This window comes from Streptomyces sp. NPDC046203, from assembly GCF_040646255.1.
Taxonomy (GTDB): Bacteria; Actinomycetota; Actinomycetes; order Streptomycetales; family Streptomycetaceae; genus Streptomyces.
Genome location: NZ_JBEYZX010000007.1, coordinates 14,784 through 39,968, shown reverse-complemented (window position 1 = coordinate 39,968; position 25,185 = coordinate 14,784). Strand labels below are relative to the sequence as shown.

The 25,185-nt window shown below is 72.7% G+C and carries 18 protein-coding genes, 1 tRNA gene and 1 pseudogene; 11 read left to right on the top strand and 9 right to left on the bottom strand.

Annotation, left to right across the window (positions count from 1 at the left end; all coding sequences use genetic code 11):
• Window positions 1–15: 15 nt before the first annotated feature.
• A complete protein-coding gene (locus ABZ990_RS08130) occupies window positions 16–570 on the bottom strand; it encodes a DNA-binding protein (protein WP_361227120.1) in 555 nt (184 codons plus the stop codon).
• Window positions 571–702: 132 nt separating this feature from the next.
• Here ABZ990_RS08130 and ABZ990_RS08125 point away from each other — a divergent pair.
• From ABZ990_RS08125 to ABZ990_RS08095, 7 genes and pseudogenes are all read left to right on the top strand, one after another.
• A tRNA-Ala gene (locus tag ABZ990_RS08125) sits at window positions 703–775 on the top strand.
• A 101-nt stretch (window positions 776–876) separates the two neighbouring features.
• Window positions 877–1,170 carry a hypothetical protein gene (locus ABZ990_RS08120; protein WP_361227117.1) on the top strand — a complete coding sequence of 98 codons (294 nt, stop codon included), beginning with the start codon at window positions 877–879 and terminating at the stop codon, window positions 1,168–1,170.
• A pseudogene (locus tag ABZ990_RS08115) lies at window positions 1,143–1,250 on the top strand (DNA-binding protein); the annotation flags it as partial. The gene ABZ990_RS08120 and the pseudogene ABZ990_RS08115, both read left to right, overlap by 28 nt.
• A gap of 161 nt (window positions 1,251–1,411) precedes the next feature.
• Complete coding sequence (locus tag ABZ990_RS08110; protein WP_361227114.1) at window positions 1,412–2,791, top strand: ATP-grasp domain-containing protein; 1,380 nt, start codon at window positions 1,412–1,414, stop codon at window positions 2,789–2,791.
• Window positions 2,788–3,915 carry a GNAT family N-acetyltransferase gene (locus ABZ990_RS08105; RefSeq protein ID WP_361227112.1) on the top strand — a complete coding sequence of 376 codons (1,128 nt, stop codon included), beginning with the start codon at window positions 2,788–2,790 and terminating at the stop codon, window positions 3,913–3,915. The genes ABZ990_RS08110 and ABZ990_RS08105 overlap by 4 nt, the downstream gene beginning before the upstream one ends.
• The gene (locus ABZ990_RS08100) at window positions 3,912–5,732 is read left to right on the top strand and encodes an ABC transporter substrate-binding protein (protein WP_361227109.1); all 1,821 of its coding nucleotides are present in this window, start codon (window positions 3,912–3,914) and stop codon (window positions 5,730–5,732) included. The genes ABZ990_RS08105 and ABZ990_RS08100 overlap by 4 nt, the downstream gene beginning before the upstream one ends.
• A gap of 94 nt (window positions 5,733–5,826) precedes the next feature.
• Complete coding sequence (locus ABZ990_RS08095; protein ID WP_361227106.1) at window positions 5,827–6,858, top strand: GNAT family N-acetyltransferase; 1,032 nt, start codon at window positions 5,827–5,829, stop codon at window positions 6,856–6,858.
• Here the strand turns inward: ABZ990_RS08095 and ABZ990_RS08090 are convergent.
• Together ABZ990_RS08090 and ABZ990_RS08085 are read right to left on the bottom strand one after the other, a co-directional pair.
• A complete protein-coding gene (locus ABZ990_RS08090; protein WP_361227103.1) occupies window positions 6,810–7,829 on the bottom strand; it encodes an EamA family transporter in 1,020 nt (339 codons plus the stop codon). The genes ABZ990_RS08095 and ABZ990_RS08090 overlap by 49 nt on opposite strands.
• Complete coding sequence (locus ABZ990_RS08085; protein ID WP_361227100.1) at window positions 7,826–9,193, bottom strand: serine hydrolase; 1,368 nt, start codon at window positions 9,191–9,193, stop codon at window positions 7,826–7,828. The genes ABZ990_RS08090 and ABZ990_RS08085 overlap by 4 nt, the downstream gene beginning before the upstream one ends.
• A gap of 583 nt (window positions 9,194–9,776) precedes the next feature.
• Between ABZ990_RS08085 and ABZ990_RS08080 the strand changes: the two genes are divergently transcribed.
• On the top strand, window positions 9,777–11,312 hold the full coding sequence (locus ABZ990_RS08080) for a LysR family transcriptional regulator (RefSeq protein ID WP_361227098.1): 1,536 nt from the start codon (window positions 9,777–9,779) through the stop codon (window positions 11,310–11,312).
• Here the strand turns inward: ABZ990_RS08080 and ABZ990_RS08075 are convergent.
• The 6 genes from ABZ990_RS08075 to ABZ990_RS08050 all read right to left on the bottom strand — a co-directional run bounded on the left by ABZ990_RS08075 (window position 11,288) and on the right by ABZ990_RS08050 (window position 20,237).
• Entirely contained in the window at window positions 11,288–12,955 is a 1,668-nt protein-coding gene (locus ABZ990_RS08075; protein WP_361227095.1) for an ABC transporter substrate-binding protein, read from the bottom strand. The two genes, ABZ990_RS08080 and ABZ990_RS08075, sit on opposite strands and share 25 nt — an antisense overlap.
• A gap of 316 nt (window positions 12,956–13,271) precedes the next feature.
• On the bottom strand, window positions 13,272–14,480 hold the full coding sequence (argJ, locus tag ABZ990_RS08070) for a bifunctional glutamate N-acetyltransferase/amino-acid acetyltransferase ArgJ (RefSeq protein ID WP_361227092.1): 1,209 nt from the start codon (window positions 14,478–14,480) through the stop codon (window positions 13,272–13,274).
• Between the two features lie 271 nt (window positions 14,481–14,751).
• Window positions 14,752–15,729: a clavaminate synthase Cs1 gene (gene cs1, locus ABZ990_RS08065; protein WP_361227089.1), complete on the bottom strand. Its 978-nt coding sequence runs from the start codon at window positions 15,727–15,729 to the stop codon at window positions 14,752–14,754.
• 14 nt (window positions 15,730–15,743) lie between these two features.
• Window positions 15,744–16,685 (bottom strand): agmatinase, encoded by a 942-nt coding sequence (gene speB, locus ABZ990_RS08060; RefSeq protein WP_361227086.1) that lies wholly within the window; start codon window positions 16,683–16,685, stop codon window positions 15,744–15,746.
• A gap of 112 nt (window positions 16,686–16,797) precedes the next feature.
• The gene (locus ABZ990_RS08055; RefSeq protein ID WP_361227084.1) at window positions 16,798–18,513 is read right to left on the bottom strand and encodes an asparagine synthetase B family protein; all 1,716 of its coding nucleotides are present in this window, start codon (window positions 18,511–18,513) and stop codon (window positions 16,798–16,800) included.
• Window positions 18,514–18,515: 2 nt separating this feature from the next.
• The gene (locus ABZ990_RS08050) at window positions 18,516–20,237 is read right to left on the bottom strand and encodes a thiamine pyrophosphate-binding protein (RefSeq protein WP_361227081.1); all 1,722 of its coding nucleotides are present in this window, start codon (window positions 20,235–20,237) and stop codon (window positions 18,516–18,518) included.
• Between the two features lie 670 nt (window positions 20,238–20,907).
• Between ABZ990_RS08050 and ABZ990_RS08045 the strand changes: the two genes are divergently transcribed.
• The 3 genes from ABZ990_RS08045 (at window position 20,908) to ABZ990_RS08035 (ending at window position 25,009) form a co-directional block, all read left to right on the top strand.
• On the top strand, window positions 20,908–22,524 hold the full coding sequence (locus ABZ990_RS08045) for a penicillin-binding transpeptidase domain-containing protein (RefSeq protein ID WP_361227078.1): 1,617 nt from the start codon (window positions 20,908–20,910) through the stop codon (window positions 22,522–22,524).
• A 450-nt stretch (window positions 22,525–22,974) separates the two neighbouring features.
• On the top strand, window positions 22,975–23,769 hold the full coding sequence (locus ABZ990_RS08040) for a BTAD domain-containing putative transcriptional regulator (protein ID WP_361227075.1): 795 nt from the start codon (window positions 22,975–22,977) through the stop codon (window positions 23,767–23,769).
• Window positions 23,770–24,067: 298 nt separating this feature from the next.
• Window positions 24,068–25,009 (top strand): MBL fold metallo-hydrolase, encoded by a 942-nt coding sequence (locus tag ABZ990_RS08035; protein WP_361227073.1) that lies wholly within the window; start codon window positions 24,068–24,070, stop codon window positions 25,007–25,009.
• The last annotated feature ends 176 nt before the right edge of the window (window positions 25,010–25,185 follow it).

Sequence of the window (25,185 nt, the reverse complement as noted above, 5' to 3'; positions counted from 1 at the left end):
TCCGGCCGTCCCGCGTCAGTTCTGGTGCGCCTCGTAGTGGGCGACCGCGTCCGCGGTGCGCCCGGCGCCGTACACCCGGAGGAACTCCGCCAGCTCGGGGTGGGCGGGCGCGAGCGAGTCGGCCGCGTCGAGGATGTCGCCGGCGGCGGCCACGGAGCGCAGCAGGGACTGGATCTCGCGGACCACCCGGCGCACGGTCGGCGCCCCGCTCGTTCCGGTGGACTGGCCGTTGGTGCCGGAGGTCAGCACCGAGCCGCCCTGCGACTTCTTGATCTCGTCCATCCGGTCCGCGGCCTCGGCGGCGCTCACGCTGCCGTCCGCGACCTGTCCGGCCAGCTCCTGGAGCGCCTGGACCCGCTGGACCACGGCGGGATTGCCGATCTTGGCCCGCTGGCCGCTCATCAGCTGGGAGAGCATGGGCGCCGACAGGCCGAGCACGGCGGCGAGCCGGGCCTGATTCAACCCGAGGTCGTCGATCAGCCGGCGGAAGAGCGCGCCGAGCGGCTCCCCGTACCAACTGCGCTGAAGCTCGCGGGCTCTTGCCGTGGCTTCCTGCTGCGCTGTGTCCATGACTGTTTCTCCCCATCCCTTGGGTTCGCCACTGCGAACCCCGGTCAGCATCTTACGGAGAGTGGTCGGATCCGGGGAGTCCCAATCCTTTTGCGGGATACGGGGGGTGACCCGGTACTCTGGTCTCGTTCCGGGGCCTTAGCTCAGTTGGTAGAGCGCTGTCTTTGCATGGCAGATGTCAGGGGTTCGACTCCCCTAGGCTCCACCGGATGACACCCCTCTGACCTGCGTAGATGCGGTCAGGGGGGTGTTTTCGTCCCCGTGTCCGGGGCTTCTGCCCCCTGCTCGTCCGCCACAATGGCCGGTATGTCCGAGAAGGCTTACGGCAGGGGTGAGGGGCCCGCGATCCGGACCCGGGTCGGCAAGCGGGAGTTCTCCGCGTTCGTCGCGGCAGCCGTCGAACGGGAGTCGAGGGGGCAGGTGCTGGACGCGTACCTGGCCGACTACGAGCGCCGCAAGGGCCCGGTGTCCGAGTCGGCGCGGCGGTGGGCACAGCAGGTATGCGACGGAATCCTCGCCGAGGAAGACCGGTCCGCCCGGACGAGCGGCTCGCCGAGGACGAGCGGTGGCCCGCCGCCCTGCGGCAGCAGCACCCGGTGATCATGCCGACCTCCGACACCGAAGACACCGACGACATGAGCAAGCTCTGCGGAGGACAGGTCCGGCTCGTCGCCGTGTGAGACACCCGCCGTGCGCCCCGCGGCGCCGTTCTTCCTATGCGCCTGGCCCGCCCCCTATGCGCTCCGCCGTCTCCTTCGTGACCTCCGGGAGGGCGGCGCGGTCAACTGAGTCCCACTCAAGCGACTCAAGCGACTGCGCGGGGATTCTCGGAGGCGGTTCGATGACCACACCCCTGGCCGACTACGCCACGTTCGCGGGCAAGCGGATAGCGATCGTCGAGCACATGCAGAACCATCCCTTCGTCCTGGGCCTGCACCAGGCCCGGGAGAACGGTCTGGAGGTGTGGCTGCTCACCGGGGACCGGAGCTGGTACACCCACGGCCACGACTGGGACTCCCACCCCCTGGGGGCGGCCGTCGACCGGGTGATCGACGTCGACACCACCGACCTGGAGGCCGTCCTCGCCGTCGTCACCGACGACGGCGGCCGGCCGCTGGTCGACGGCCTGACCTCGTTCTCGGACTATCACACGCTGCTCGCCGCGCGGGCGGCCCGGCGGCTCGGGCTGCCCGGGCCCGACCCCGAGGCCGTGGAGACCGCCAACGTCAAGGACCGGCTGCGGGTCGCGCTCGGCGACGTGCCGTACAACATCCCGCACATGCTGGTCTCCAGCACCGGCGAGCTGGCCGAGGCCGCCCGGCGGCTCGGCTTCCCGATGATCGCCAAGCCGCCGGCCGAGGCGATCAGCTACGGCGTCCGGCGGGTCGACGACATGGCGCAGCTGACCGAGGCCTTCGAGGAGCTGACCCGGGTCAGACGGAGCCTGCGCGGTCAGCCGCGCACCGGCGAGGTGCTCCTGGAGACGTACGTCGAAGGGGTCGAGGTCAGTGTCGAGACGATGACCGTCGACGGCCACACCCATGTCTTCGGCGTCACCTCCAAGGACCTGTTCGGCGATCCGGCGTACATCGAGTGCGGGCACACCTTCCCGGTGCCGCTGTCCGACGAGGAGCGCGAGGCGCTGTACGGCGTCGTCCGCGCGACCCTGGAGGCGATCGGCTACCGGCACGGGCCCTGCCACACCGAGGTGCGGCGCACCGAGAGCGGCTGGCGGGTCATCGAGGCCAACCCGCGCACCCCGTCGAGCTGTATGACGATGCTGGTCACCGATGTCACCGGGCGCAGTCCCATCCTCGACGCGTGGCTCCTCACGATCGGCGAGGTCCCGCCGATCGAGCCCGTCGTCCACCGGGGCGGCGCCGCCGTCCGCATGATCTACCCGGCGCGGCGCGGCACCCTGAAGCGGGTCGACGGTGTCGAGGCGGCCGAGGCGGTGCCCGGCGTGCAGGTGCTGCTGCACGTGGAGAAGGGCGACAAGCTGCTCCAGCGCATGGACAACTCCTCCTGCGTCGGCTTCACCTACTGCACCGGGCCCGACCGGCTGGAGGCGCAGGCGCTGGCCGACAAGGCCGCCGCGTACCTCGACTTCGTGGTCGAGGAGGACGAGGCGGAAAACGGGGCCCGTGCCGCCGGGGCCGGGGGCGAAGGCGAAGGCGGGGCCGAGAACGGCTCCGGGGCCGCCGGGACCGGGCGCTCGTGAGCGGCGACGTGCCCGCCGGGGCGCGGGCCGTGGTGGAGCGGGTGCCCGGGGCCGCCGCCCTGGACGCGGCGGGCTGGGCGGAGCTGGCCGGCCCGGAGGACTTCTTCCAGTCCTCGCGCTGGCTCGCCGTCCAGGAGAAGAACTCCGGCACCACCATGGACTTCCTGGTCCGCCGCCGGGCCGGCCGGCCGATGGCGGCCCTGGTCACCGCCTGGGCCGACGACACGGTGCCCTGGCTGCTCGCCCGCCCCGACGCGATGCTGGAGAAGGGTGTCGCGGAGGAGGAGCCGGAGGCGCTCGCCCGGCTCCGGGACACCGCCGGCGGCGACCCGGCGGGGCTGCTGCCGTCGCTCGTGTGCGGCGGTCGGCACCTGGGCCGCACCCGGCCGCTGACGGCCTCGGACGCCCTGCCCGAGGACATGGCGGCCCTGGTCGAGGAGGCGGAGGCGATCGCCCGCGAGCGCGGCGCGGCCACCGTCTGCTTCCCGCACGTCGACGAACGCGACACCGCCCTGATGGAGCTGCTCGCGGCGCGCGGCTACCGCTCGCACCCGTCGGCGCACTACGCCTGGCTGGCCGTGCCGCCCGGCGGCTGGGAGCAGTTCCTCGCGGAGATGAGCAAGCACCGGCGCCGCCGGGTGCGTCTGGAGCGCCGGGCCCTGGCCGAGGCGGGCATCGAGACGCGGATCGAGCGGATCACCCCGGAGCTGGTGCCCCGGCTCGGCGAACTCGACTGCAATCTGCTGCGGAAGTACGGCAACCCCGCCTCGCCCGAGCACTCGGCCGGGATGATCGGCTGGATCGGCGAGGTCATGGGCGACGACGCGATGGTGTCGGTGGCCCGCAAGGACGGGGTGCCGATCGGCTTCGGCATGGTGCTGCGCTCGCGCGCCCGGGGCCGGGAGGAGTGGTTCGGCCACCGGGCCGGCTTCGACTACGAGGCCCAGGGCAAGCTGCCGCTCTACTACGACGTCCTGTACTACCGGGTCATGGAGGCCGCCGCCGAGCAGGGCGTGCCCGTGCTGCACGCCGGGATCGGCAGCGTCGAGGCCAAGCTCGCGCGCGGCTGTCTCGCCGCCCGGGAACATTCCTTTCTCCTCCGACTGGAGAGGACCTCTCGATGAGTGCACCGAGTGTGCCGAGCGTGCCGGGTGGACCGGGTGCGTCGGGCCTGCCGTACGTCCAGGGGCTGCCGACTTCCGGTCCCGGTGCCGGCTGGAACGCCGGTACCGGAGCCCTGGTCAATCCGTCCGGCCGGCGCGGCGGAACGCTGCGCCTGGTCTCGTCCGCCGATGTCGACTCGCTCGACCCGGCCCGTACCTACTACGTGTGGGTGTGGCTGCTCCAGCGGATGCTCAACCGGACCCTCATGGCCTATCCGACCGACCCCGGACCCGCCGGGCTCGTCCCGGTCCCGGACCTCGCCGAGGGCCCGGCCGAGGTCGCGGACGGCGGCCGGACCTGGACGTACCGGCTGCGGCCGGGGCTGCGTTACGACGACGGCAGCCCGATCACGGCCGCCGACATCCGGCACGCCGTCCTGCGGATCTTCGCGCAGGACGTACTGCCGGGCGGGCCGACGTATCTGGTCCCGCTGCTCGACGACCCGGACCGGCCCTACCCGGGGCCGTACCGCGCCGACACGCCGCTGCGGTCGGTCGAAGTACACGGCGAGCACACGATCGTGTTCCGGCTGAACCGGCCCTTCTCCGACTTCGACCATCTGATGGCGCAGCCGTGCACCGCCCCGGTGCCCGAGCGCGCCGACACCGGCGCCCGTTACGGCGAGGCGCCGCTGTCCAGCGGGCCCTACCGGGTCGCGGAACACCGGCCCGGCTCCCGGCTGAGCCTGGAACGCAACCCGTACTGGGACCGGGCGACGGACCCGCTGCGGCCCGCGCTGCCGGACCGGGTGGAGCTCGCCATCGGGGTGGACGTCGACGAGCTGGACACCCGCCTGATCGACGGCGAGTTCGACATCAACCTGGAGGGCCGGGGGCTCCAGCACGCCGCCCAGGACCGGGTCGCGAAGGACGACGTCCTGCGCTCGCACACCGACAACCCGCGCACCAGCTTCCTGCACTTCGTCGCCGTCCAGCCGCACATCCCGCCGTTCGGCGACATCCACGCGCGCAGGGCGGTGCACTACGCGGCGGACCGGATCCTGCTCCAGGAGGCCCGAGGCGGCCCCGTCACCGGCGGGGATCTGACCTCGGCCCTGTTCCCGCCTCGGCTGCCCGCGCACCAGGACCTCGATCCGTACCCCGCAGGGCCGGATCTGCGCGGCGATCTGGCGGCGGCCCGGGCCGAACTCGCGGCGGCGGGCATGCCCGACGGCTTCGAGGCGGTGATCGGCACCCAGCGCGGGAAGTTCCGGATGGTCGCCGACGCGCTCGCCGAGTCGGTGGCCCGGGTCGGTATCCGGCTGACCGTCAAGGAACTCGACGTGGCCACGTACTTCCGGCTCGGCGCCGGACACCCCGGCACGGTCCGCGAGCACGGGCTCGGGCTGATCGTCACCGACTGGGGCGCGGACTTCCCCACCGAGTACGGCTTCCTCGCGCCTTTGGTGGACGGCCGGCAGATCAAGCGCAACGGCGGCAACTGGAACCTGCCCGAACTCGACGACCCCGTGGTCAACGGGCTGATCGACCAGACCCTGCACAGCACCGACCCCGCCGAACGCACCCGCCACTGGCGGGAGGTGGAGCGCCGGGTCATGGACCACGCCGTACTGCTGCCGCTCGTGCACGACAAGACGCTGCACTTCCGCAACCCCTGGGTCACCAACGTCTATGTCCACCCGGCCTTCGGGCTGTACGACATCCAGGCGATGGGCCTCGCCGCCGAGGCGCCGTCCGGCTGCGGTGCTGGTGCCGGCTGTGGTTCCGACTCAGGCTGCGGCTGCTGCTCCGGTTCCGGCTGCGGCTGCGGCTCGTAGGGCCTCCGCGCCCCGTATCCCGGCACCTCCGCATTCCCGTACCTCCGCGCCCCCGTACCCCCCGTGCCCCGTACGAAGACACGAAGGACACCGCATGAACGACGCCGCTCACGAACCGCCGTACGACCTGGAGTTCGTCCCGCTCAGCGCCGCCGACGACGAGACGGCCGGGCAGTGGCTCGACCTGGTGGCCGTGACCGCCGCCACCGGGCCGCGCTCCGCCCCGCCCTGCAACGTCGACCTGATCGGCTCGCTGCGGTTCGCCCCGCCCGCCACCCTCCTGGACGACTGGGTGGTCCGCAGCGGCGGCCGGCTGGTCGGCGCGCTGCGCCTCGCGCTGCCCGAGGGCGCGCCGTCGGCCCGGGTGGACCAGCTGATCGTCCATCCGGGGGTACGCCGCCGGGGCATCGGCCGGGCGCTGTACGGGCACGCGGTGCGCCTCGCCCGCAAGCACGGGCGGACCGCGCTCACCGGCATGGTCGTGGAGAGCCTGCCCTCCGGTCCGCGGCGGGACCCGGGGGCCGCCGCCTTCGCCGACGCCGTGGGCGCGCGCCGCTCCGGCATCCCGGCCGGTCTGCACCAGTGGCTGGACCTCGGCCGGACCGATCCGCTGGCGGCCGGGGTGCCCGCCGTACCGGCCGGGTACGCCCTGGTCAGCTGGGGGACCCGGACCCCGGACGAGTACGCCGTGCAGGTGTCCCGGCTCGAACTGTCGCTCGGTGACGAGCCCGCGGCCGAGGACGAGGCGGACGTCCGGACCAGCTATGCCCGGCAGTTCGAGACGATGCGGATCGGCCGGGGCCGGCGAGCCCACCACACCGGGGTGGTCCACGAGGCGAGCGGCGTCCTGGCCGGCTACACCAGCGTGTCCAAGACGACGGGCAACCCGGCGTACGCCCTCCAGGGCATGACGGTGGTGCACCGCGACCACCGCGGCCACCGGCTCGGCATGCTCCTGAAGCTGGCCAATCTGGCCCAGGTGCTGCGGCACGAGCCGGAGGTGCGGTTCCTGGAGACGGCGAACGCCGAGGACAACCACCCGATGATCGCGCTCAACGAGGCGATGGGGTTCGAGCCCTACGACCGCTGGGTCTTCTGGGCCGGGGACGCGGGCGCGGAGGACTGACCGGGGGCGGCGGGAGCGTCGGGGGCGTCGGTGACGTCGGAGGCCGGGGCCGGTTCGTGGGCCGGCTCCGGTTCGCCGGCCGGGTCCCCGGCCCGGTCGGCCGGGGACGGGCGGCGGGTCGTGCTGCCGACCAGGACACCGGCGACGATCGCCGTACTGGCCACCGCCGACGAGGCCGAGAGATGTTCGTCGAGGAAGATCCAGGACACCGCGACGCCGACGACCGGCACCAGCATGGAGAACGGGGCGACCGTCCCCGCCTCGTACCGCTTCAGCAGGATCGTCCAGATGCCGGCGCCGACCACCGAGCCGGCCAGCGCGGCGTACAGCAGCGCCACCAGGCCGGGCACCCCCTCGGCGGAGAACGAGGCACCGAACGCCCGCCAGCCGGTCGTCGGGCCCTCCAGGATCGCGGAGAGCGCGAGCAGCGGCAGCGGCGGCACCACCGACATCCACAGGGCGAACCGCAGCGGATGGTCGGGCCGGGCCTTGCGGCCCGCGATGTTGCCGAGCGCCCAGCCGAGCGCGGCCAGCAGGGTCAGCACCAGCGGCAGCAGCGCGGCGCCCCGGGCGCGTTCGACCGCGATGGCGGTCAGGCCGGCCGCGGCGAGCACGATCCCGACGACCTGCCGCCCGGTGACCCGCTCGCCCAGCAGCAGTCCGAGCAGCACGGTGAACGGCGCCGACGCCTCCACCACCACCGACGCCTGCCCGGCCGGCATGCCCTGGTCCATCGCCAGGAAAAGCAGCCCGAACTGCAGGACTCCGTAGCCCAGTCCGTACAGCACCAGCCAGCGCACCTTGACCTTCGGCCAGGGCACGAACAGGACGACCGGCACGGCGAGCACCACGAACCGCAGCGCCGACATGAACACCGGCGGGTAGTGGTCGAGCCCGACGCGCACCGCGAGGTAGTTCACGCCCCACACCACGGCGACCAGGACGGCGAGCAGCCGGTCCCGGGCGCTCATCGGGTCACCGCCGACAGCAGACCGGACTCGGCGATCCGCCGGCCGATCCCGCGCAGGAACAGACCGTCGCCGATCGTCTTCTGCTCGTCGGCGCACTGCCGCAGCACCAGGACCCACGCCTCGCCGGCGGCGTCCTCGAAGAGCCAGGAGTACATCATCACGCCTGGGCTGGAACCGGCTTTGAAGTAGACCCGCGACCAGCGGTCACGGTCCACCGGCAGCCCGGGGTTGGCGGTGAGGATCCGCTCCGCGGTGCCCGTGGTGTCCCGCGCGCTGTCCCGCCGCAGCCCGTCGAGGACCCGCAGGACGTCATGGGCGTCCATGAACCAGTCGAGGCCCGTCCGGTGCACCGTCTCGCCCAGATCGGCCAGTCCCACCGTGAGGGGTCCGTCGATCTCGCGCAGCAGCGCGCGCCGTCCGGCCTCGTCCCGCCGCGCCCACTCGGCGAGCCGCGCCGGGTCGCCCCAGCCCAGCTCGAAGAACTCGCGGCTGGTCAGGAAGGGGCGCAGGAGGGCGGGATCGTGGTGCCCGGCGTCCGCCAGCGAGTCCTCCACGGCCTTACGGCCCAGCAGTCCCACGATCAGGTCGGCGGCGGTGTTGTCGCTGATCGCGATCATCTTGGTCGCGGTCTCGCGGACCGACACCCGTGTCCCGTCGGGCAGTTCCTGCATGTCGCCGGTGGGCAGGCTGCGCGACTCGGGGCGGACGACGACCTCGTCGTCCCAGCTCACCCGGCCCTCCTCGACGGCCCCCAGGAGCGCGCGCAGGAGGAAGAGCTTGTACGCCGAGCCGGTGGGCATCGGCAGGCCGGCGGCCGACTCGTGGAGTATCTCGGGGTCGGCGGGTCCGTCGGGGCTGCCGGGTCCGTCGGGTCCGGCGGGTCCGTCGGGTCCGGCGGGGGTGAGCCGCGCCGCGAGTACGGAGTGTTGGACGCCGGGGGTGCGCAGCGCGTCCTCCACCTCGGCCCAGGTGCCCACGTACGGGATCACGGTCTCGGGCCGGAGGGTGAACAGCCGGACGAGGCCGGTGGAGTCCAGGGTCAGCGACAGGGTGTGGCGGGCGCCGCCGGCACCGGCGAGGACGATCCAGGCCTTGTGGGCGACGGGCTCGTACGCCTCGACCGTGAACGGCCCCTGCTCCCGCCACTCCCGGAGCCGTACGAGGAAGTCGCGCGCTGTACGGCCGGGGGTGGGGGGTACGAAGCGCGCGGCGACCGCGTCCTCGGCGGGCGGGGCGGGGGCCGTCAGCAGGTCCACGGCCCAGCGGGCCGCTTCGCCCAGGGGGGAGCGGTCGGTGGCGAGCGCCGTGCGGGCCTGGTCGGACGGGTGGGCCGCAGGGGGGTGGGAACCGGCAACGTCCTGCATCAGCGCTCCTTGTCGTGGGTGGTGGTGCGGTGCGGTGCGGTTCTGTGTCGCGCCCGGGCACGGCCAATCTGCCGGACCGGCGCGGGCCGTGGCCGGGCCCGGCGGCCGGTCGCATAACCAGGCGGGGACGGTCATAACCGGAAAACCTCAGGGGGCCGTCCGCTTCGTATTTCCTGGTGCTCTGATGCTCCGACGCCGTCGGAAACCGGAAAGGCCGTACGCGGGGCGGCGGGAGATCCGGTTCCAGCCGACCGGTCGACCGGCCGGGCACGACCGGCAAGGGCCAGGCCCCCGACCCCAGGCGCCCCGGGCCCCAGGCCCCGGCGAGCAAACCCGGCCCATCCCGAGCGAACCGGACGGGCCGGGCCCGTCCGGGCCCAGGTGGTCGGATCCGGCCGGTCCGACGCGCTATCGGCCCGATCTCCGCGCGCTCTCGGTACCCCTCGGCGAGGAGCGCCAGAAGAGAACCCCCTGCCTATGATCGGCTCCGTCATTCCGGACCGGTAAAAGGCAAGGTCAAAAGCAAAAGCAATTCGGCGGCGGTCATTCTTCGAAGAAAAGGGATTCGAAATTGTCTCTCGGGGTGGAGTGGATACAGGTCGCCGACGGAACGGAATTCCCGGTGTCGTTCAGCCGGACCGACCTGTCGTTGCTGGCCGCGGTGGGACAGTACGGGGACCTCACGGAGGTCGCCCGGCACGCCGGGGCCCGGCACGGCACCGTGGACCGCCGCCTCGAACGGCTCGACCGGGCCGTCGGTGCCACGCTCACCCTGCGCGGCCGGCACACCGCCCGGCTGACGTCGGCGGGTTCGCGGATGCTGGTCGCCGGACGCCGTTTCTTCCGCCGGATCGACCATGCCGCGCGGACCCAGCTCCTCGGCCACGGCACCGAGGCCGTCGTCGCCCCGGAGATCCTCTCCCTCGCGACCACCACACCGCTCCTGGAGGAGATGGTGGAGGAGGCCGCGACCGCGCTCGGGCTGCTGCTCTCGGTCCGCCGCGAGGAGCCGCACCGGGTCGCGGGCCAGCTCGCGGACTACCTCGCCGACGCGGCGTACACCTGGAGCACCGGCGGCGCCGAGGCGCCGCGCCACGCGCTGGAACGGCCGACGCGCGCCCAGCACGTCCTCGACGACCCGCTGTGGGTGATCCTGCCGGAGGACCATCCGCTGGCCGCCCGGCCGGTGCTCTCGCTCGCCGAACTGCGCGACGAGGCATGGGTGTCGGAGTCCGGGCCCGGCTCGGAGGCCCTGGTGGCCCGGATCTTCCACGCGGCCGGTCTGCCGGCGCCCGCGCGGCTCCAGGTCGCCGACGCCTCGGTGGCCCGCGGCATCCTGGGCCGCGGTGACGCCGTCGGGCTCGGCTCCCCCACCCATCCGGCCGTGCACGCCTCCTGGCTGGTGCGGCGTTCGCTCGTCGAGCGCCCGAGCCGTACGGCGAGCCTGCTCGTCGATCCGTCGGTCGTCCCGCCGGAGCTGGCCGGCCGGCTGGCCGCGCTGATCGCCCGGGGGCATCTGCGCCGGTTCGCGGCCCGTCAGCGCGATCTGCTCGCCGACCCCTGGTGGGCGGACTGGCACACGGAGCAGACCCGCAGACACGCCGATCCGGCGGCGGCCGGAGCCGGGGGAAGACCCGGTGCGAGACCCGGTGCGAGAGCCGAGGCGGGGTCCGACGCTCTTCACAGCCTCGTCCCCGCCACAGGCCCCGCCTCCGTCCTCGCCTCCTCTTCCGCCTCTGCCTCTGCCTCTGCCTCCGCCCCCGTCACCGGGCGTCAGCTCGACATCGAGGATCTGCATCTCCTGCGCGCGGTGGCCCGGCACGGCAGCATCAACCGGGCGGCCGCCGTGCTGTCCATCAGCCAGTCCGCCCTGACCCGCCGCATCCACCGCCTGGAACAGGCGCTCGGCGCTCGGCTGCTCCTGCGCAGCCCCCGGGGCACCAGCCTGACCGGCCCCACCCGCCGCTTCCTGCGCCTGCTCGACGGATACGAGGCCGATCTGCGCGAGGCCGCCGTCTCCTGCCGCGGCGCCGCCGGTCCGGCGCTGCCCCGCGCCGGCCGGCCCGTGGGCCGGGGCCGGCCGGCGGCGGGTGCTCAGCTCGCGCCCAGCGCCACGTAGTCGTACATCCCGAAGGAGCCGGTGACGTAGACGTTGCTCGCGCCCGGGTGCCGGTAGAGCAGGGAACGCGGGTAGAGGTACGGCACGATGACCGCGTGCTCCATGGTGAGCCGGTCGACCTGGTGCCAGATCTCCGCGCGTCGCACCGGGTCGGCGCAGGTCGCGCCCTCGTCGAGCAGCGCGTTGATCTCCGGGTCGTCCAGCTCGCCCATGTTCTGGTTGCCGCGCTCCTTGATCGCCCGTCCGTCGACGATCTGCTGGAGGAAGCCGTAGCCGTCGGGGAAGTCGGCGCCCCAGCCGAACATGACGATCCCGATGCCGTGGTCGCGCAGGTACGCGGGGCAGCCGCCGTAGCGGTCGAAGTAGTCGCCCGACGGGAAGTCGAGCACCTCGGCCTCGATGCCGACCCGGGCGAGGCCGGCGGCCAGCGCCTCGGCGGCCCGGTACTCCTTGAGCCGGTCCTTGCGGGCCGCGATCTTCGTCCGGAAGCCGTCCGGCATCCCGGCCGCCTTCAGTTCGGCGCGGGCGGCGTCCAGATCGCCGGTGGCGTCGGGGCCGACCGGGTAGCGGTCGAAGGGCCGGTGACCGTCGAGGGTCGGCGGCAGCAGCGTCGTCGCGACGTCGCCGCCCACCGGGCCGCCGTAGGCGAGCTGCATGGCCGCCTTGTCGGTGGCGAACTGGACGGCGCGGCGCGCGTGCACGTTGTCGAACGGCGCGATGCGGCTCGACAGGCAGTAGATCCAGGTGAAGCCGGTGAGCGGGTTGTCGGCCTGGGCGCGCAGCGCCGGGTCGGCGAGGATCCGCTCCTGGGTGGAGGGCTGGACGCCGAAGCCGGCCAGGTCGATATGGGCCTCGCCGGCCAGCAGCATCCGGTCGACCTCGTGCGGGTCCTTGCCGAGGTGCACCTCGATCCGCTCGGCCCGCCGGACCCGGACCGGGTCGGTCGCCGGGTCCCAGTGCGGGTTGGGTTCGAGGACGCAGAGTTCGCCGCGGGTGTAGGAGGCGACCCGGTAGGGGCCGGTGGCCACGGGGGCGAGCCGGTAGGCGGCGCCGGTGTCCCGGCCGCGCGGCACCGGGGTGGTCGACGGCATGGTCGCGAGCAGGTCGAGACCGGCGAAGGGCTCCTTCAGCCGGAAGACCAGGGTGTGCTCGTCGGGGGTCTGAAGGGTCACCGGTCCGTCGGCGTCCGGCTCCCGCCAGGGGCCGCCGTAGTCGGTGCCGAGCAGATGCCGGAAGTAGGTGGGCCCGGCGCCCAGCACGTCGGTGCCGTAATTGCTGCGGGCGATGGCGTACTTGACGTCGGCCGAGGTGACCGGGGTGCCGTCCTCGTAACGCAGGCCGGGGCGCAGCCGGTACGTCCACACCCGGCCCCCCTCGGAGGACTCGCCCAGCGCTTCGGCGAGGTCGGGCACGAGCCGCTGGCCCGCCTTGCCCGGCGCGGTGTCGAAGGTGACCAGGGTCCGGCCGACGAGCCGGAGGAAGTTCCAGGTGTACGCGTAGTAGGTGTTGCCGGGGTCCAGGGAGTCGAAGTCGTCCGTACGGACCAGCCGGAGTGTGCCGCCCGGCGTGTCGGTCGGCCCGGCCACGCCCCGTACGGCGGCGTCGAATCCCTCGTCCGCGGTCATCGACCGATCGGTCTCCATGGTCCTCCAGCCCTCGTCGCGGATGCCGTCGGTCCCATGCTCCGGGGGCGGGCGGCGGCGCGGGGCGGACCGGGAGGGCGTACGCATAGCCGGGCGCCGCTCGGCATATCCGGCGGGGGCGGTCGTACGGGCCCGGCGCGGGTTGGCATATGCCGTGACGGTCGTACGGCGGGGGCGTACGGAGCGGCCGTACGCGGTCGTACGAAGCCGCCCCGGGCAGGCATATGCCCACCCGGGGCGGCTGGGGCGTCCGGGGCGTCCGGGCCCGCGCCGTACCGCTCAGGCCCTCACCTCACCGCCCCGGCCTCCGTGAACCTCAGGTCGTGTACTCGGAGTTGAGCCGCACGTACCCCTCGGTCAGATCGCAGCCGTAGACGGTGAACGCGCCGTCCGCGATGCCCAGGTCGATGCCGATGACCACCTCGTCGCCGCGCAGATGCGCGGTGACGGCGGCCAGCAGCGCCTCCTCCGTCCCCTCGCCGGCAGTGCCACCCTCGCCGTACGCCTCCGGGGCGGGCTCCGGGTAGACCTCGACGTCGCCGAAGCGGATCGCGACCCGGTCCTGGTCGATGTCGGTGTCGTCGGAGCACTTGCCGATCGCCATGGCGACCCGGCCCCAGTTGGGGTCGCAGCCGTGCACCGCGGTCTTCACCAGCGGGGAGTTGACGACCGTCTTGCCGACCCGCTTGGCCTGGGCGGTGTCGCGGGCGCCGGTGACCCGCACCTCGATGAGCTTGGTGGCGCCCTCGCCGTCGCTCGCGATGTCCTTCACCAGGGCGAGCGCGGCGGTGTGCAGGGCCTCCTCGAACGCCTCCGGGTCGACGTCGCCGGCCAGCCCGTTGGCGAACAGCGCCGCCGTGTCGCTGGTGGAGGTGTCGGTGTCGATGCTGACCGCGTTGAACGTCCGGTCCATCACCCGCCGGAAGATCCGGTCCTGCTCCGCCGGGTCCAGCCGGGCGTCGGTGGCGAAGAAGGTCAGGAGCGTCGCCATGTCGGGCTCCATCATCCCGACGCCCTTGGCGATGCCGACGAGGGTGGCCTCGCCGACCCGCACCCGGACGACCTTGTGGCGGGTGTCGGTGGTCATGATGGCGCGCGCCGCCCGCTCGAAGCCGCCGTCCGGGAAGGGGAGCGCGAGCGACTTGAGGTGCTCCCGGACCTTCTCCATCGGGTACTGACGGCCGATCACTCCCGTGGAGGCGATGAGGAGTTCGTCCTCGGGGACGCCGAGGGTGCGGGCGACGGACTCGCGCACCTCGCGCGCGTCGGCCTCGCCCTGGCGCCCGGTGGCGACATTGGCGTTGCGGGCGAGCACGACGACGCCGCGGGCCTGTCCGTCGGCCGCGGCGGCGCGGCTCAGCACCACGCTGGGGCCGGCGAAACGGGAACGGGTGAAGACCGCGCTCACGGTGGCCGGGACGGTGGAGGCGAGCACGGTGAAGTCGTCCCGGCCGTCGTCGGCGAGGCCGGCGGGAGCCGTGTGGACGACGAAACCGCGCGGTTCGCGGGAAGTGGTGTCGGACATGTGGCGTCTCCTGTCGAGCGGGGGCGGCTGCGGGCGACAGGGGGTGGCCGGCGGGGCCGGTCGTCACCCCAGGATGCATCACTTTCAGTAAGTCAGTATATTCATGCAGCACCCCGCGCAAACGCCCCGCCACCCGAAAAGGTGGCGGGGCGCGGGCGTCGGGAGTCGTGAAGGGGCCCTGGGGCGGCCCCTGTTCAAGCTCCCGTCACGATTTTTGGTGCGACTTCCGGTGCGACTTCCGGTACGACTACCGGTACGGCCTCCGGTACGACTACCGGCGCGGCGAGAAGGAGACCACGTCGCCCGCCCGCTCGCCACCGGACAGCTGACCGTTGCGGTCGGTGCGGATGTAGACCCGGTGCAGCCATCGGTCCTTGCCGTCCCAGCGCGGGGTGAACGGCGTCCGCGCGTGCGTGGTACGGAAGTTGTCGATGATCAGCAGGTCGCCCGGGGTGAGCTTGACCGAGGTCGTCACGTCGTCCAGCGCCTTCGACAGGGCGGCCACGGCCTCCTGGTCACGCGGGTCGTCCGGCGCGAGCAGCTCGCGGTCGTACCCCAGGTACGGGTCCTCCGCGGGCCCGTACAGCGGCTTGACCAGGGCGATCGCACCCGGGTCCGGTATCCCGCCGCGGAAGGCCACGTCCACGCAGCACGGCATGGGCCGCTCGTGCAGCCGTGCCCGGGTCGCCTCGTCGAGCAGTTCGAGCGCCTTGCGGACCGAGCCGACCTGCGTCTCGGCCCGGCGCTCGTGGTCCGCCCGCGAGCAGGACAGCATCACGTAGTTCGGCTGGAGGACGTGGTACGCCATCTCCGTGTGGAACTCCAGCGTGGTCTCGGAGGTCTCCGAGGACAGGTAGTGCGCGCCGGGCGACGGGTACACGTCGTGGTAGACCGTGCCGGAGCGCAGCTCCTGGTAGCCGGTGTGCAGCCCGAGGCGGCGGCCGGCCAGCGCCAGCATCGCCTCCATCACCAGCAGGGGGCGGTCGAGCGGGGCGGGCGTCGAGGTCGGGGTGACGGGCAGCTCGGAGTCGTCCACCGGCAGCCCGCGCAGCAGCAGGTAACCGTCGTGGTTGCCCTGGGCGTTGAACGAGTCGAGGGCGTCGGCGATCTCCCCCGGCAGCTCAGCGGCCAGGGTCTTCGCCTCCTCCAGGAAGCCGTACAGATCCTCGCGCGGCACCCGGGGGAGCCGGCTCGCGAGCGCGCGCAACTCCTTCCCGAAGGGGGTGCAGTCGATGACCGGAGAAGCCATGACGTCGGGTCTCCTTACTTCTGGATGCGGTGGGCGCGGGCGTACTGGTAGAGCAGCTCCGCGCCGATTTCGGTCGCGACGACCGAGGTGATCCCGGCGTGGTCGTAGAGCGGGGACACCTCCATGACGTCGAAGCCGACCGGTTTGAGGTCGCCGACGCAGCGCAGCAGCCCGAGCACCTCGCGGGAGCTGAGCCCGCCCGGGCAGGGGGTGCCGGTGCCGGGGGCGAAGGCCGGGTCGAGGACATCCACGTCGACGGAGACGTACACCGGCCGGCCCTCGACCCGTTCCCGGATCAGTTCGGCGGTCCCGCGCACGCCCAGCTCCCCGAACTCGTCGGTGGTTACGACCCGGACGCCGTGGCCCCGGGCGTAGTCGAGCGAGTCCGGCTTCGGGTTGTGGCCGCGGATGCCGATCTGCACCATCGCCTGGGGATCGATCAGCTTCTCGTCGATGCCGTGCCGGAACGGAGTGCCGTGGTGGTAACGTCCGCCGTAGAACGCCGGGTTGGTGTCGGAGTGCGCGTCCAGGTGCACCACCGCCACCGGGCCGTGCTGTTCGGCGACCGCGCGCAGCGCGGCCACCGTCAGCGAGTGGTCGCCGCCCAGCATCAGGAAGGCCGCGTTGGCCTTCAGCAGCTCGGACAGGTGCCGCTGGGCGGTGTCGATCGCGATGTTCATGTCGAACGGGGTGAGGTCCATGTCCCCGGCGTCGACACAGTTGATCAGGTCGAAGGTGCCGGGGCCCCGGTCGATGCCGACGCCGTGGATCAGCCCCGACTCGCCCCGGATCGCCCTCGGGCCGAACCGGGCGCCCGGACGGTAGCTGGTGCCGCCGTCGTACGGGGCGCCGATGACCACCACGTCGTAGCCGCGCGGGTCCGGCTCATGGGGCAGCCGCATGAAGGTGGGGATCTGGGCGTAGCGGGGTGAGACGTGCGAGTCGATGCGCTCCACGGTCAGCTCCCCTTCTCGGTCGGCAGGATGGAGTGGCGGATGGAAGTGGCTTCGGGTGCGAGGGCCGGAGCCGGAGCCGGGGCCGGGGCCGGGGCCGGGATGGCATATGCCGTCATGGCGTCTCCCGCCCGGCCTGGCTGCCCTCGCTGTCCCGGCTGCCCTCGCTGTCCCGGCCGGCCCGGCCGACCACGGCCCGCACCGCGTCGGCGGTGCTCACCTCGGACGGATGCCGGCCCTCGACCACGGTCAGCTCGAACAGCTCGCGCACCACGGCCCGCTTCGTCTCCCGCATGGCCTCCTCGGTGACGCCGTGCTCCGCGAGCAGCCGGGAGAACGACGAGGTGGTGCCCGAGCCCTCGTGCACCCCGAGCTTGGGCCGGTTGACGGTCTCCTCGGGCAGGGCGTCCGCGAGCGCCTCCCGCAGCACCCACTTGTCCCGCCCGTACCGGCGCTTGAGCCCGGCCTCCAGCGGGACGAGCAGATCGAGCACGTCGCGGTCCCAGTACGGATGGGTCGTCCAGTGGCCACCGAGCGCGGACAGCACCGGGGACATCTCGTTCAGACCGTCGAAGGTGGCCATGTCGAAGGCCACCGCCGTGTCCAGGTTGGGCAGCCGGTCCTCGCGGTGCATGCCCGCGAGCGGGATGTCCGCGCCGTACCCGGTGAGGATCCGGCGGGGCGGACCGCCGAGCGCCCGGTAGAGCGCGGTCAGCGGCAGCAGGTACTCGATGATGTCCGGGTCCACCGACTCCGCCGCCCACACCGCGTACGGCAGCTGCGCCAGCAGATCGGCCGTCGGCACGGTGATCTCGCGGTGCCGGGTGCCGAGGTGGTCGACCACGGCACGGGCCTCGGCGAACTCGTCGGAGGTGTCGGTGCCCATGGAGACCGTGTCGAGGGTGCCGGCCGCCTTGTGCGCGCAGGCCGCGACGCTGGAGGAGTCGATGCCGCCGGACAGCACCACCAGCGGGGTGTCCCCGTCGGTGACGCGGGTGGCGACCGCCTTCTCCAGGGCGGCGCGTACGGCCGCCACCGCCTCCTCCTCCGGCACGATCCGCCGGGAGTGGGCGGGCTCCCAGGTGCGGTGGGCCGTGAGGTCCCCGGACTCGGGGCGGATCTCCCACCAGGTGCCCGCCGGGACCTGGTGGACGTACGGGAGGCCCGGAACCGGACGTCCCTCGGGCAGCGGAAGACCCGGCGCCGCAGGGTTCCCGGCGCCCGGGGCCAGGGTCTTGGCCTCGGTGGCGGCGGTGACCTCACCGGGCGCCACGCGCGCGTAGAGCGGCACCGAGCCCGCGTGGTCGGTGGCCAGCAGCACCCGCGCGTCCGCGCCGGTCCCGGCTTTGACGACGGCCGCGAAGCGCCCGTTGAGCAGCCGGAACGCGTGCGGACCGTAGCGGCGCAGCAGGGCCAGGAGCAGGGCCGCGTCGGTCTCCGGCACCGGCTCGGAGGCCGGCAGTACGGAGCGCAGCGCGGCGCGGTCGTACAGCTCGCCGGCCAGCAGGACGGCGGTGGCGGTGCGCTCGTCCCGCGCGAGCGCGCCTTCGGGCGCGACGTCCGGGTGGTGCACCAGGGTCGCGGTCAGGGCCGGCCCGTCCGGGGATCCGGCGGGGGCCGATCCGTCCGGGGCCGAACCGGCGGGGGACGGTCCGGTGGGGGACGATCCGGCGGGGGACGACCCCTCCGGGGACGGCCCCGACGACGGGAGGACATCGATGTCGGTACGGCTGCCGAGGGCGGCGAACGCCGCGCCGGGAACCCGGCCCCCGCCGCCGAAGCGGACGGAGGCCAGGAAACCGACGGCAGCCGGGAAACCCGGCGTCCTCATGCTCAGATGCTCAGGGCGCCGAAGCCGCCCGGCTGGAAGTCGTAGTTGACCGGGACCTCGATGAGGAACGGACGGCCGAGCTCCGCACCCTTGCGCAGCGCGGCGAGCAGCTCCTGGCGGTCGGTCGCGCGGGTCGCGTCGACGCCGTTCGCCTCGGCGAGCGCGACGAAGTCGACCCCGGTGAACTTCACGGCCGGGTCGTGGCTGCGGTGGTGACCGATGTTCTGGTAGAGCTCGATCAGACCGTTGGTGTCGTTGTTGACGACGACCGTCACGATGGGCAGGCCGAGCCGGGCGATGGTCTCCAGGTCGGCGCTGTTGGAGTGGAAGCCGCCGTCGCCCGCGATGAGGAAGGTCGGCTGGCCCGGGCGGGCCATCTGGGCGCCCATCGCGGCCGGGATGCCGTAGCCGAAGCTGGAGCAGCCGGCCGAGGTGAGGAAGCCGAAGGGCTGGTCGGCGCGGGCGAACAGCACGCCGTAGTGACGGAAGAAGCCGATGTCGGAGACGATCGTGCCCTCGCCGGGCTCCGCGGCCTCCTCCATGACGGTGTTCATCGCGTCGATGACCTGGTGCACGCGCATGCCGTCGTCGTAGTTCTCCGGGTCGGCGAGGAACTCCGCGACCCGCTCGCGCAGCGGGGTGATGTCGTGCCGGTCCTTGGCCGCGACGGTGGACGTCGCCGCGTCGAGGTGCTCGACGAACGCCAGCACGTCGGTGACGACGTCCACGTCCGGCCGGTACACGCGCGGGATCGGGTTGGGGGTGGGGGAGACGCGGACGGTCTTCTTCGCGCCGCCCTTCTGCCACATCGACGGCCGCAGGTCCTCGGCGTAGTCGTAGCCGACCGTGAGGACGAGGTCCACCGGGGCGAAGAGGGTGTCGAGGGCCGGGAAGTCGAGGATGCCGTCCATGTAGCCGGTGACGGCGCCGTAGTTCAGCTCGTGGCCGTGCGGCAGGACGCCCTTGGCGATGTAGGTGGTGATGACCGGGATGTTCAGCCGCTCGGCCAGGGCGCGCAGCGCGGGCACCGCGCCGGAGCGGATGGCGGCGGCGCCGACCACCAGGACGGGGTGCTCGGCACCCGCCAGCAGCTCGGCGGCCTCGTCGGCGGCCTGCTGCCAGCCGTCGGCCATCGCGCCGACCGGCTTGGCGGGGGTGCGGGCCGGCGGGTTGGGCACCGAGGTGTCGATGCCCTCGGCGGAGCCGAGCAGGTCGACGGGGAGCGAGATGAACGAGGGACCGACCGGCTCGGTCATCGAGGCGCTCACCGCGGAGTCCACCAGGTCGGTGATCTCGTGCGGACGCTGGAGCTCCACGGCGTACTTCGCCATCGGCGCGATGATCGACACCGAGTCGAGGCACTGGTGGGTGTCGTTCGGGAAGATGTCGTGCGACTCCGACTGGGCGGCCAGCGCGATGACGGGCGAGCGGTCCAGCATGGAGGTGGCGATGCCGGTGGAGAGGTTGGTCATGCCGGGGCCGAGGGTGGCCCAGCAGGCCTGGGGACGGCCGGTGATACGGGCGAGCACGTCGGCGGCGACGCCGGCCGTGAACTCGTGCCGGGTGAGGACGAAGTCGATTCCCTCGACCTCGTCGAAGAGGATCGACGCGGCCTCGCGGCCCACGACTCCGAACACCGTGTCCACGCCGTGGTCGCGCAGCCGGGAAAGCAGCGCGTGGGCGGCGGTGGGCTCGGTGCCGGGGCCGGTCGAAACTCGGGACATGGGCGTCTCCAGACAGTCCGTCGGGTGTGCGGTGCCGCAACCCTGACCGGGCCTTCTCTTCTCGGACTCTCCCGGATGTATCGGCGGGAGGAAGCGGAGAGAGGGGCGAGAGCAGAGGGCCGCCGGAGCCCTCGCGCGAGAGCGGTCCCGGAGGTGAACGGCGGTCCAATTGCCGGCGAACGGCGGACCGGGGAAGGGCGCGCCCGGGGCCGGGAACAGGCGGTTCGTCCGAGGGGTGCGCGGGGCGGTCCGGCGGACACGGATTCCAGGTCCGCTAAACGGAACCTTTTACCGGGTATCCCATCCGGGTTCCGATCAGGACAGATCTTGGCCTGATCGGAACCTGTAAGGGGCGATATTTCTCGCCTGCCTACCCCGTTTCTCGGCCAGTTGTGTGTCCGCCTTTGACGTGGTGTAGGGGTCCCGAAGGGGTTCGCCGGGTGGGGGAGTTGTTTGAATCATGACCCTCCGCGTAAACCTCGGCATGGTTTGTCGAGTTTGTCCGTCTCCTTTTTCCCCAACGCGAACAGATGTCCTGATCGGCACGTGAGGTGTGGCGCGAGGAGGGAAGCTGTTTAACCTCGGACACATGACGCACTCTCGCAGTCCAGGCGATTTATCGCCCTCCCGTCGCCGGCGTTCCCGCGGCCCCCTGGCCGTCGGGACCGTCGTGGCGCTCGCCGTCCTGGGCGGCGGCGGTTACTGGGGATACACCACCCTGACCGGCGGTGACGGCGGCTCGGGCGACCCCGAGGTGGAGGAGGCGACGAAAGCGCTGACCACCTTCCTCGACGCCTGGGCGGCGGGTGACGCCAAGCGGGCCGGATCGCTCACCGACACCCCGGACAATGCCGAGTCCTTGATCAAATCCGTGATGACCAACCTCAAGCCGTCGAAGACGCTGATCGAGGCCGGCCAAGGGGAGCGGAAAGCGGAAGCGGGAATCACCATTCCGTTTACCGTGAAAATGACCATTCCGGGGGCCGGCGACTACTCCTGGAAGTCGAAGGCCACCGTCCTCGAAGCGAAGGGAACCAAGGGCTCCGGGGCCGCCGGTGATCAGCAGGCGGGCGGGAAGTGGCAGGTGGAATTCAATACCTCCATGATCAATCCGGCGATGGTCCCGGGACAGACCCTCGCCCTCAAGTCCCAGGAGCGGGCCGCGATCCTGGACGCCAACGGCGAGGAACTGCGCGCCGGATCCGTCGTCGGGGTCGTCGATCCCAAGAGCGGCAAGGGCGTCTCCGGACTGGAGGGGCGCTACGACAAGCAGCTCTCCGGCGGCGCGGGCCACGCCAAGTCGGTCGTCGTGGTGGACCGCAACTCCGGCTCGGTGGTCAAGAACCTGACCGGGAAGGGCGAGGCGAAGGGCACCCCGGTCCGTACGACCATCGACCCCCGGGTGCAGGAAGCGGCCGCCGCCGCTCTGGAAGGCGTGGAGAAGAACGCGGCCATCGTCGCGATCGACCCCTCCAACGGGCACATCCTCGCGGCCGCGAACCGGCCCGGCGGGATGAACCGCGCCCTGGAGGGCCGCTACCCGCCCGGCTCCACCTTCAAGGTGGTGACCGCGACCGCCCTGCTCCAGGAGGGCATGAAGCCGTCCGACCGCGCGGACTGCCCCAAGTTCGCCCACGTCAACGGACAGCAGTTCGAGAACCAGGACCAGTTCGTGCTGCCCGCGGGCTCCACCTTCCGGGACAGCTTCGCCCACTCCTGCAACACCTTCTTCGTCAACTCCCGCGCCAAGCTGCCCAAGGAGGGTCTCCACGACGCCGCCGCGGCCTACGGCATCGGCGGGAACTGGGACGTCGGCACCATCACGTACGACGGCAGCGTCCCCGTCTCCACCAGCGACAACGACAAGGCCGCCAGCACCATCGGACAGGCGCGCGTCGAGGCGTCCCCGCTGGTGATGGCCTCCATCGCGGCCACCGTGAAGCAGGGCACTTTCCAGCAGCCGGTCCTCGTGCCGGACGCCGTGAAGAAGCGGTACGAGGCGCCCACCCGGCTGGAGCAGGGGGTCCTCGACTCCCTGCGCGACATGATGCGCGCGACGGTCACCGAGGGCGCGGGCAAGGCCCTGCGCGGTCTGTCCGGCGAACCGCACGCCAAGACGGGCACGGCCGAGTTCGGCTCCGAGACCCCGCCCCGTACCCACGCCTGGATGATCGGCTACCAGGGCGACCGCGAACTCGCCTGGTCGGTGCTGCTGGAGGACGGCGGCTCCGGTGGCCGGGACGCCGGCCCCATCGCGGCGAAGTTCCTGCAGAACCTGACGGGGTGATATCCGGACGAATCTCTTCCGCCGTACGGCCCCGGCCCGACCGGGGCACGGCAGCGCCCCCTGCCCCTTCCCGGGCTCCCCCCTCTCCCTTCCGCCCGCTCCCCCTTCCCGCCCTTCCTTTCCCGCCCGCTTCCCTCGTCCTGCCCTCTCCTCCGCCCTCTCTTCCGGCACCATTCGCCAAGGCACCACCACCCCTGGCGCCCTTCCCCCGGCGCCATCACTCCCGGTGCCACGACTCCTGGTGCCACTTCCGGTGTCACTTCCGGTGCCGCTCCCGGCACCATCCCAGGCACCATCCCAGGCACCACCCCAGGCACCACTTCTCGCACCAGACCGGCACGACCTGCGTACGACTGGACGACAGTCAGCAGCAGTTGCTCCAGAAACACTCCCCTGCCGTGCCCCGACTCCCCCTCTGGGCACGGCACACCCCCGACGGGAGACATTCGCATGAGTTCTTGGAACAACGTGACGATCCGGCTCCTCGGCCCCGTGGCCCTGGTCCAGGACGGCCTACCGGTCCCGATGCAGGGACAGCGACAGCGACGATTCCTCGCTTCCGTGGCGCTGCGCGCCGGGCAGGTCGTCTCCAAGGAGACGATCAGCGAGGACTCCTGGGACGGCGAGCCGCCGCTCACCGTCTCCGGCCAGCTCCAGACCTCGGCCTGGATGATCCGCAAGGTGCTCACCCAGGCCGGCCTGCCCCGCGACGTCCTCGGCTCGCACGACCGGGGCTACGAACTGAGAGCGCCCCTGGAAGCCATCGACCTCTTCATATTCCGCGATCTCGTGCGCACCGCGCGCGAACTCCATCTGCGGGGCAAGCACCACGAAGCGGCCCAACGGCTCGACACCGGGCTCGCCCTCTGGCGGGGCCCGGCCCTCGCCGACGTCACCTCCTCGCGGCTCCGGCTCCAGGCCGAGGTGCTGGAGGAGGAACGGACCTCGGCGGTCGAGCTGTACGCCCAGACCGACCTCGGCCTCGGGCGGTTCACCCAGGCGATCAGCCGCCTCAACGGGCTGATCCACCGCGATCCCTTCCGCGAGGACCTCTACGCCGACCTCATGAAGGCCTATTACGCGGAGGGCCGCCAGGCCGACGCCGTCCAGGTCTTCCACCAGGCGAAGAAGCTGCTGCGCGAGCAGATCGGGATCAACCCCGGCGCCCCGATGACCAAGGTGATGCAGGCCATCCTGCGCCAGGACGAACGTTTCCTCCGTACCGCCATCCCCGGGGGCTATTGACCCGGCGTCCGGATGGCGTGAAACGGGCCGTCCGTCCCGTCTCCTCCCTTACGTTCGCCCTGGTTCGAGACGATCATCAGGCAAGGCGAGGGCGGCGGCGGTGGCCGGACGGCAGACACGGGAAACAGCACGGCAAGCGGTACAAGCGGTACGGCAAGCGGCACGACAGGGAGGTCCCGGGCCCGGTCCGGGATCCGGCCCTGGCCCGGGGCCCGGTCCTGTTTCCGGGGCCCGGGGTACGCGGCCGGCCGGCCGGCGGTCGGTGCTCAAGGGAGTTCTCGCGGCCTCGGGTGCCACCGTGGCCGGGACGGGGGCCGCCGCGCCCCCGGCGACGGGACGCGGCGGCCCCTTCTCCACCCCCGTCCGGCTGCGCTGGCTCGGCGTCGCCGGCTGGGAGATCGTCATCGGCGGCGACCGCAGCATTCTCTTCGACCCGTATCTGAGCCGGATGCCCTGCTGGGACCGCTCGGGCGGGCTCGACCCCCGGCTCCCGCTGCGGCAGGACCGGGCCGTGGTGGAACGGGTGGCCGACGTCCATCTGGCCGGCCCGCCCGAACTCGTCCTCGTCAGCCACGGCCACTTCGACCACCTGGCGGACGTCCCGCAGCTGCTGGCCCGCCCGGACTGGCGGCGGGCCCGGATCCGTACCGTCTGCGACGAGACCGTCCGCCATCTGCTCACCGCCCTCGGCACCCCGCCCACCCGGGTCGCCGACGTCATCCAGGTCACCGGCGGCGAATACCTGCAGTTCGACGGCTACACGGTCGAGGTCTTCCGCAGTTTGCACAGCCAGTTCCCCGACCACGGCTACTTCGCCCCCGGCCGGCTGATCGCGGCGCCGGACCGCCGCCCGGACGCCCTCGGCGACCTCGTCGAGGGCGACACCCTCGCCTTCCAGGTGTCCGTCGACGGCGGCCCGCGCATCCTGCTCATGGGCGCGGGCAACTTCGTGGAGCGCGAACTGTCCGGCATCCGGCCGGACATCGCGCTGGTCCCGATGACGTCCCACGCGGCCGTCCACCGCTATGTCGAGCGGCTGCTGCACGCCACGGGCCATCCGCCCCTGCTGATCCCCACCCACCACGACGACCTGACCACCCCGCTCGGCCTCGCCGTGACCGGGTCCACGCCGGTCGGCTCCCCGGCGGCCCGGGAACTGTCCCGGCGGGCCCCGGCCGGCTCACGGATCCTCGACCCCCGGCATCTGGAGGCGGTGGACGTCGACACCGTCCTCGGCTGACCGCCCGCTGTTCCCTGCCGGCGCTGCCGTCGCCGCCGCCTGCCGCCGCTGTTCGAGTGGTGGCGGAGATCCCCGGAAGAGCAGCGCCCGCCACCATGACCGGGCCGGTGGTCAAAGGGGATCGCCGGCGGGCGCGGGGAGAGGGAGGACGCGGGATGCGGACGACAGCGAGGGCG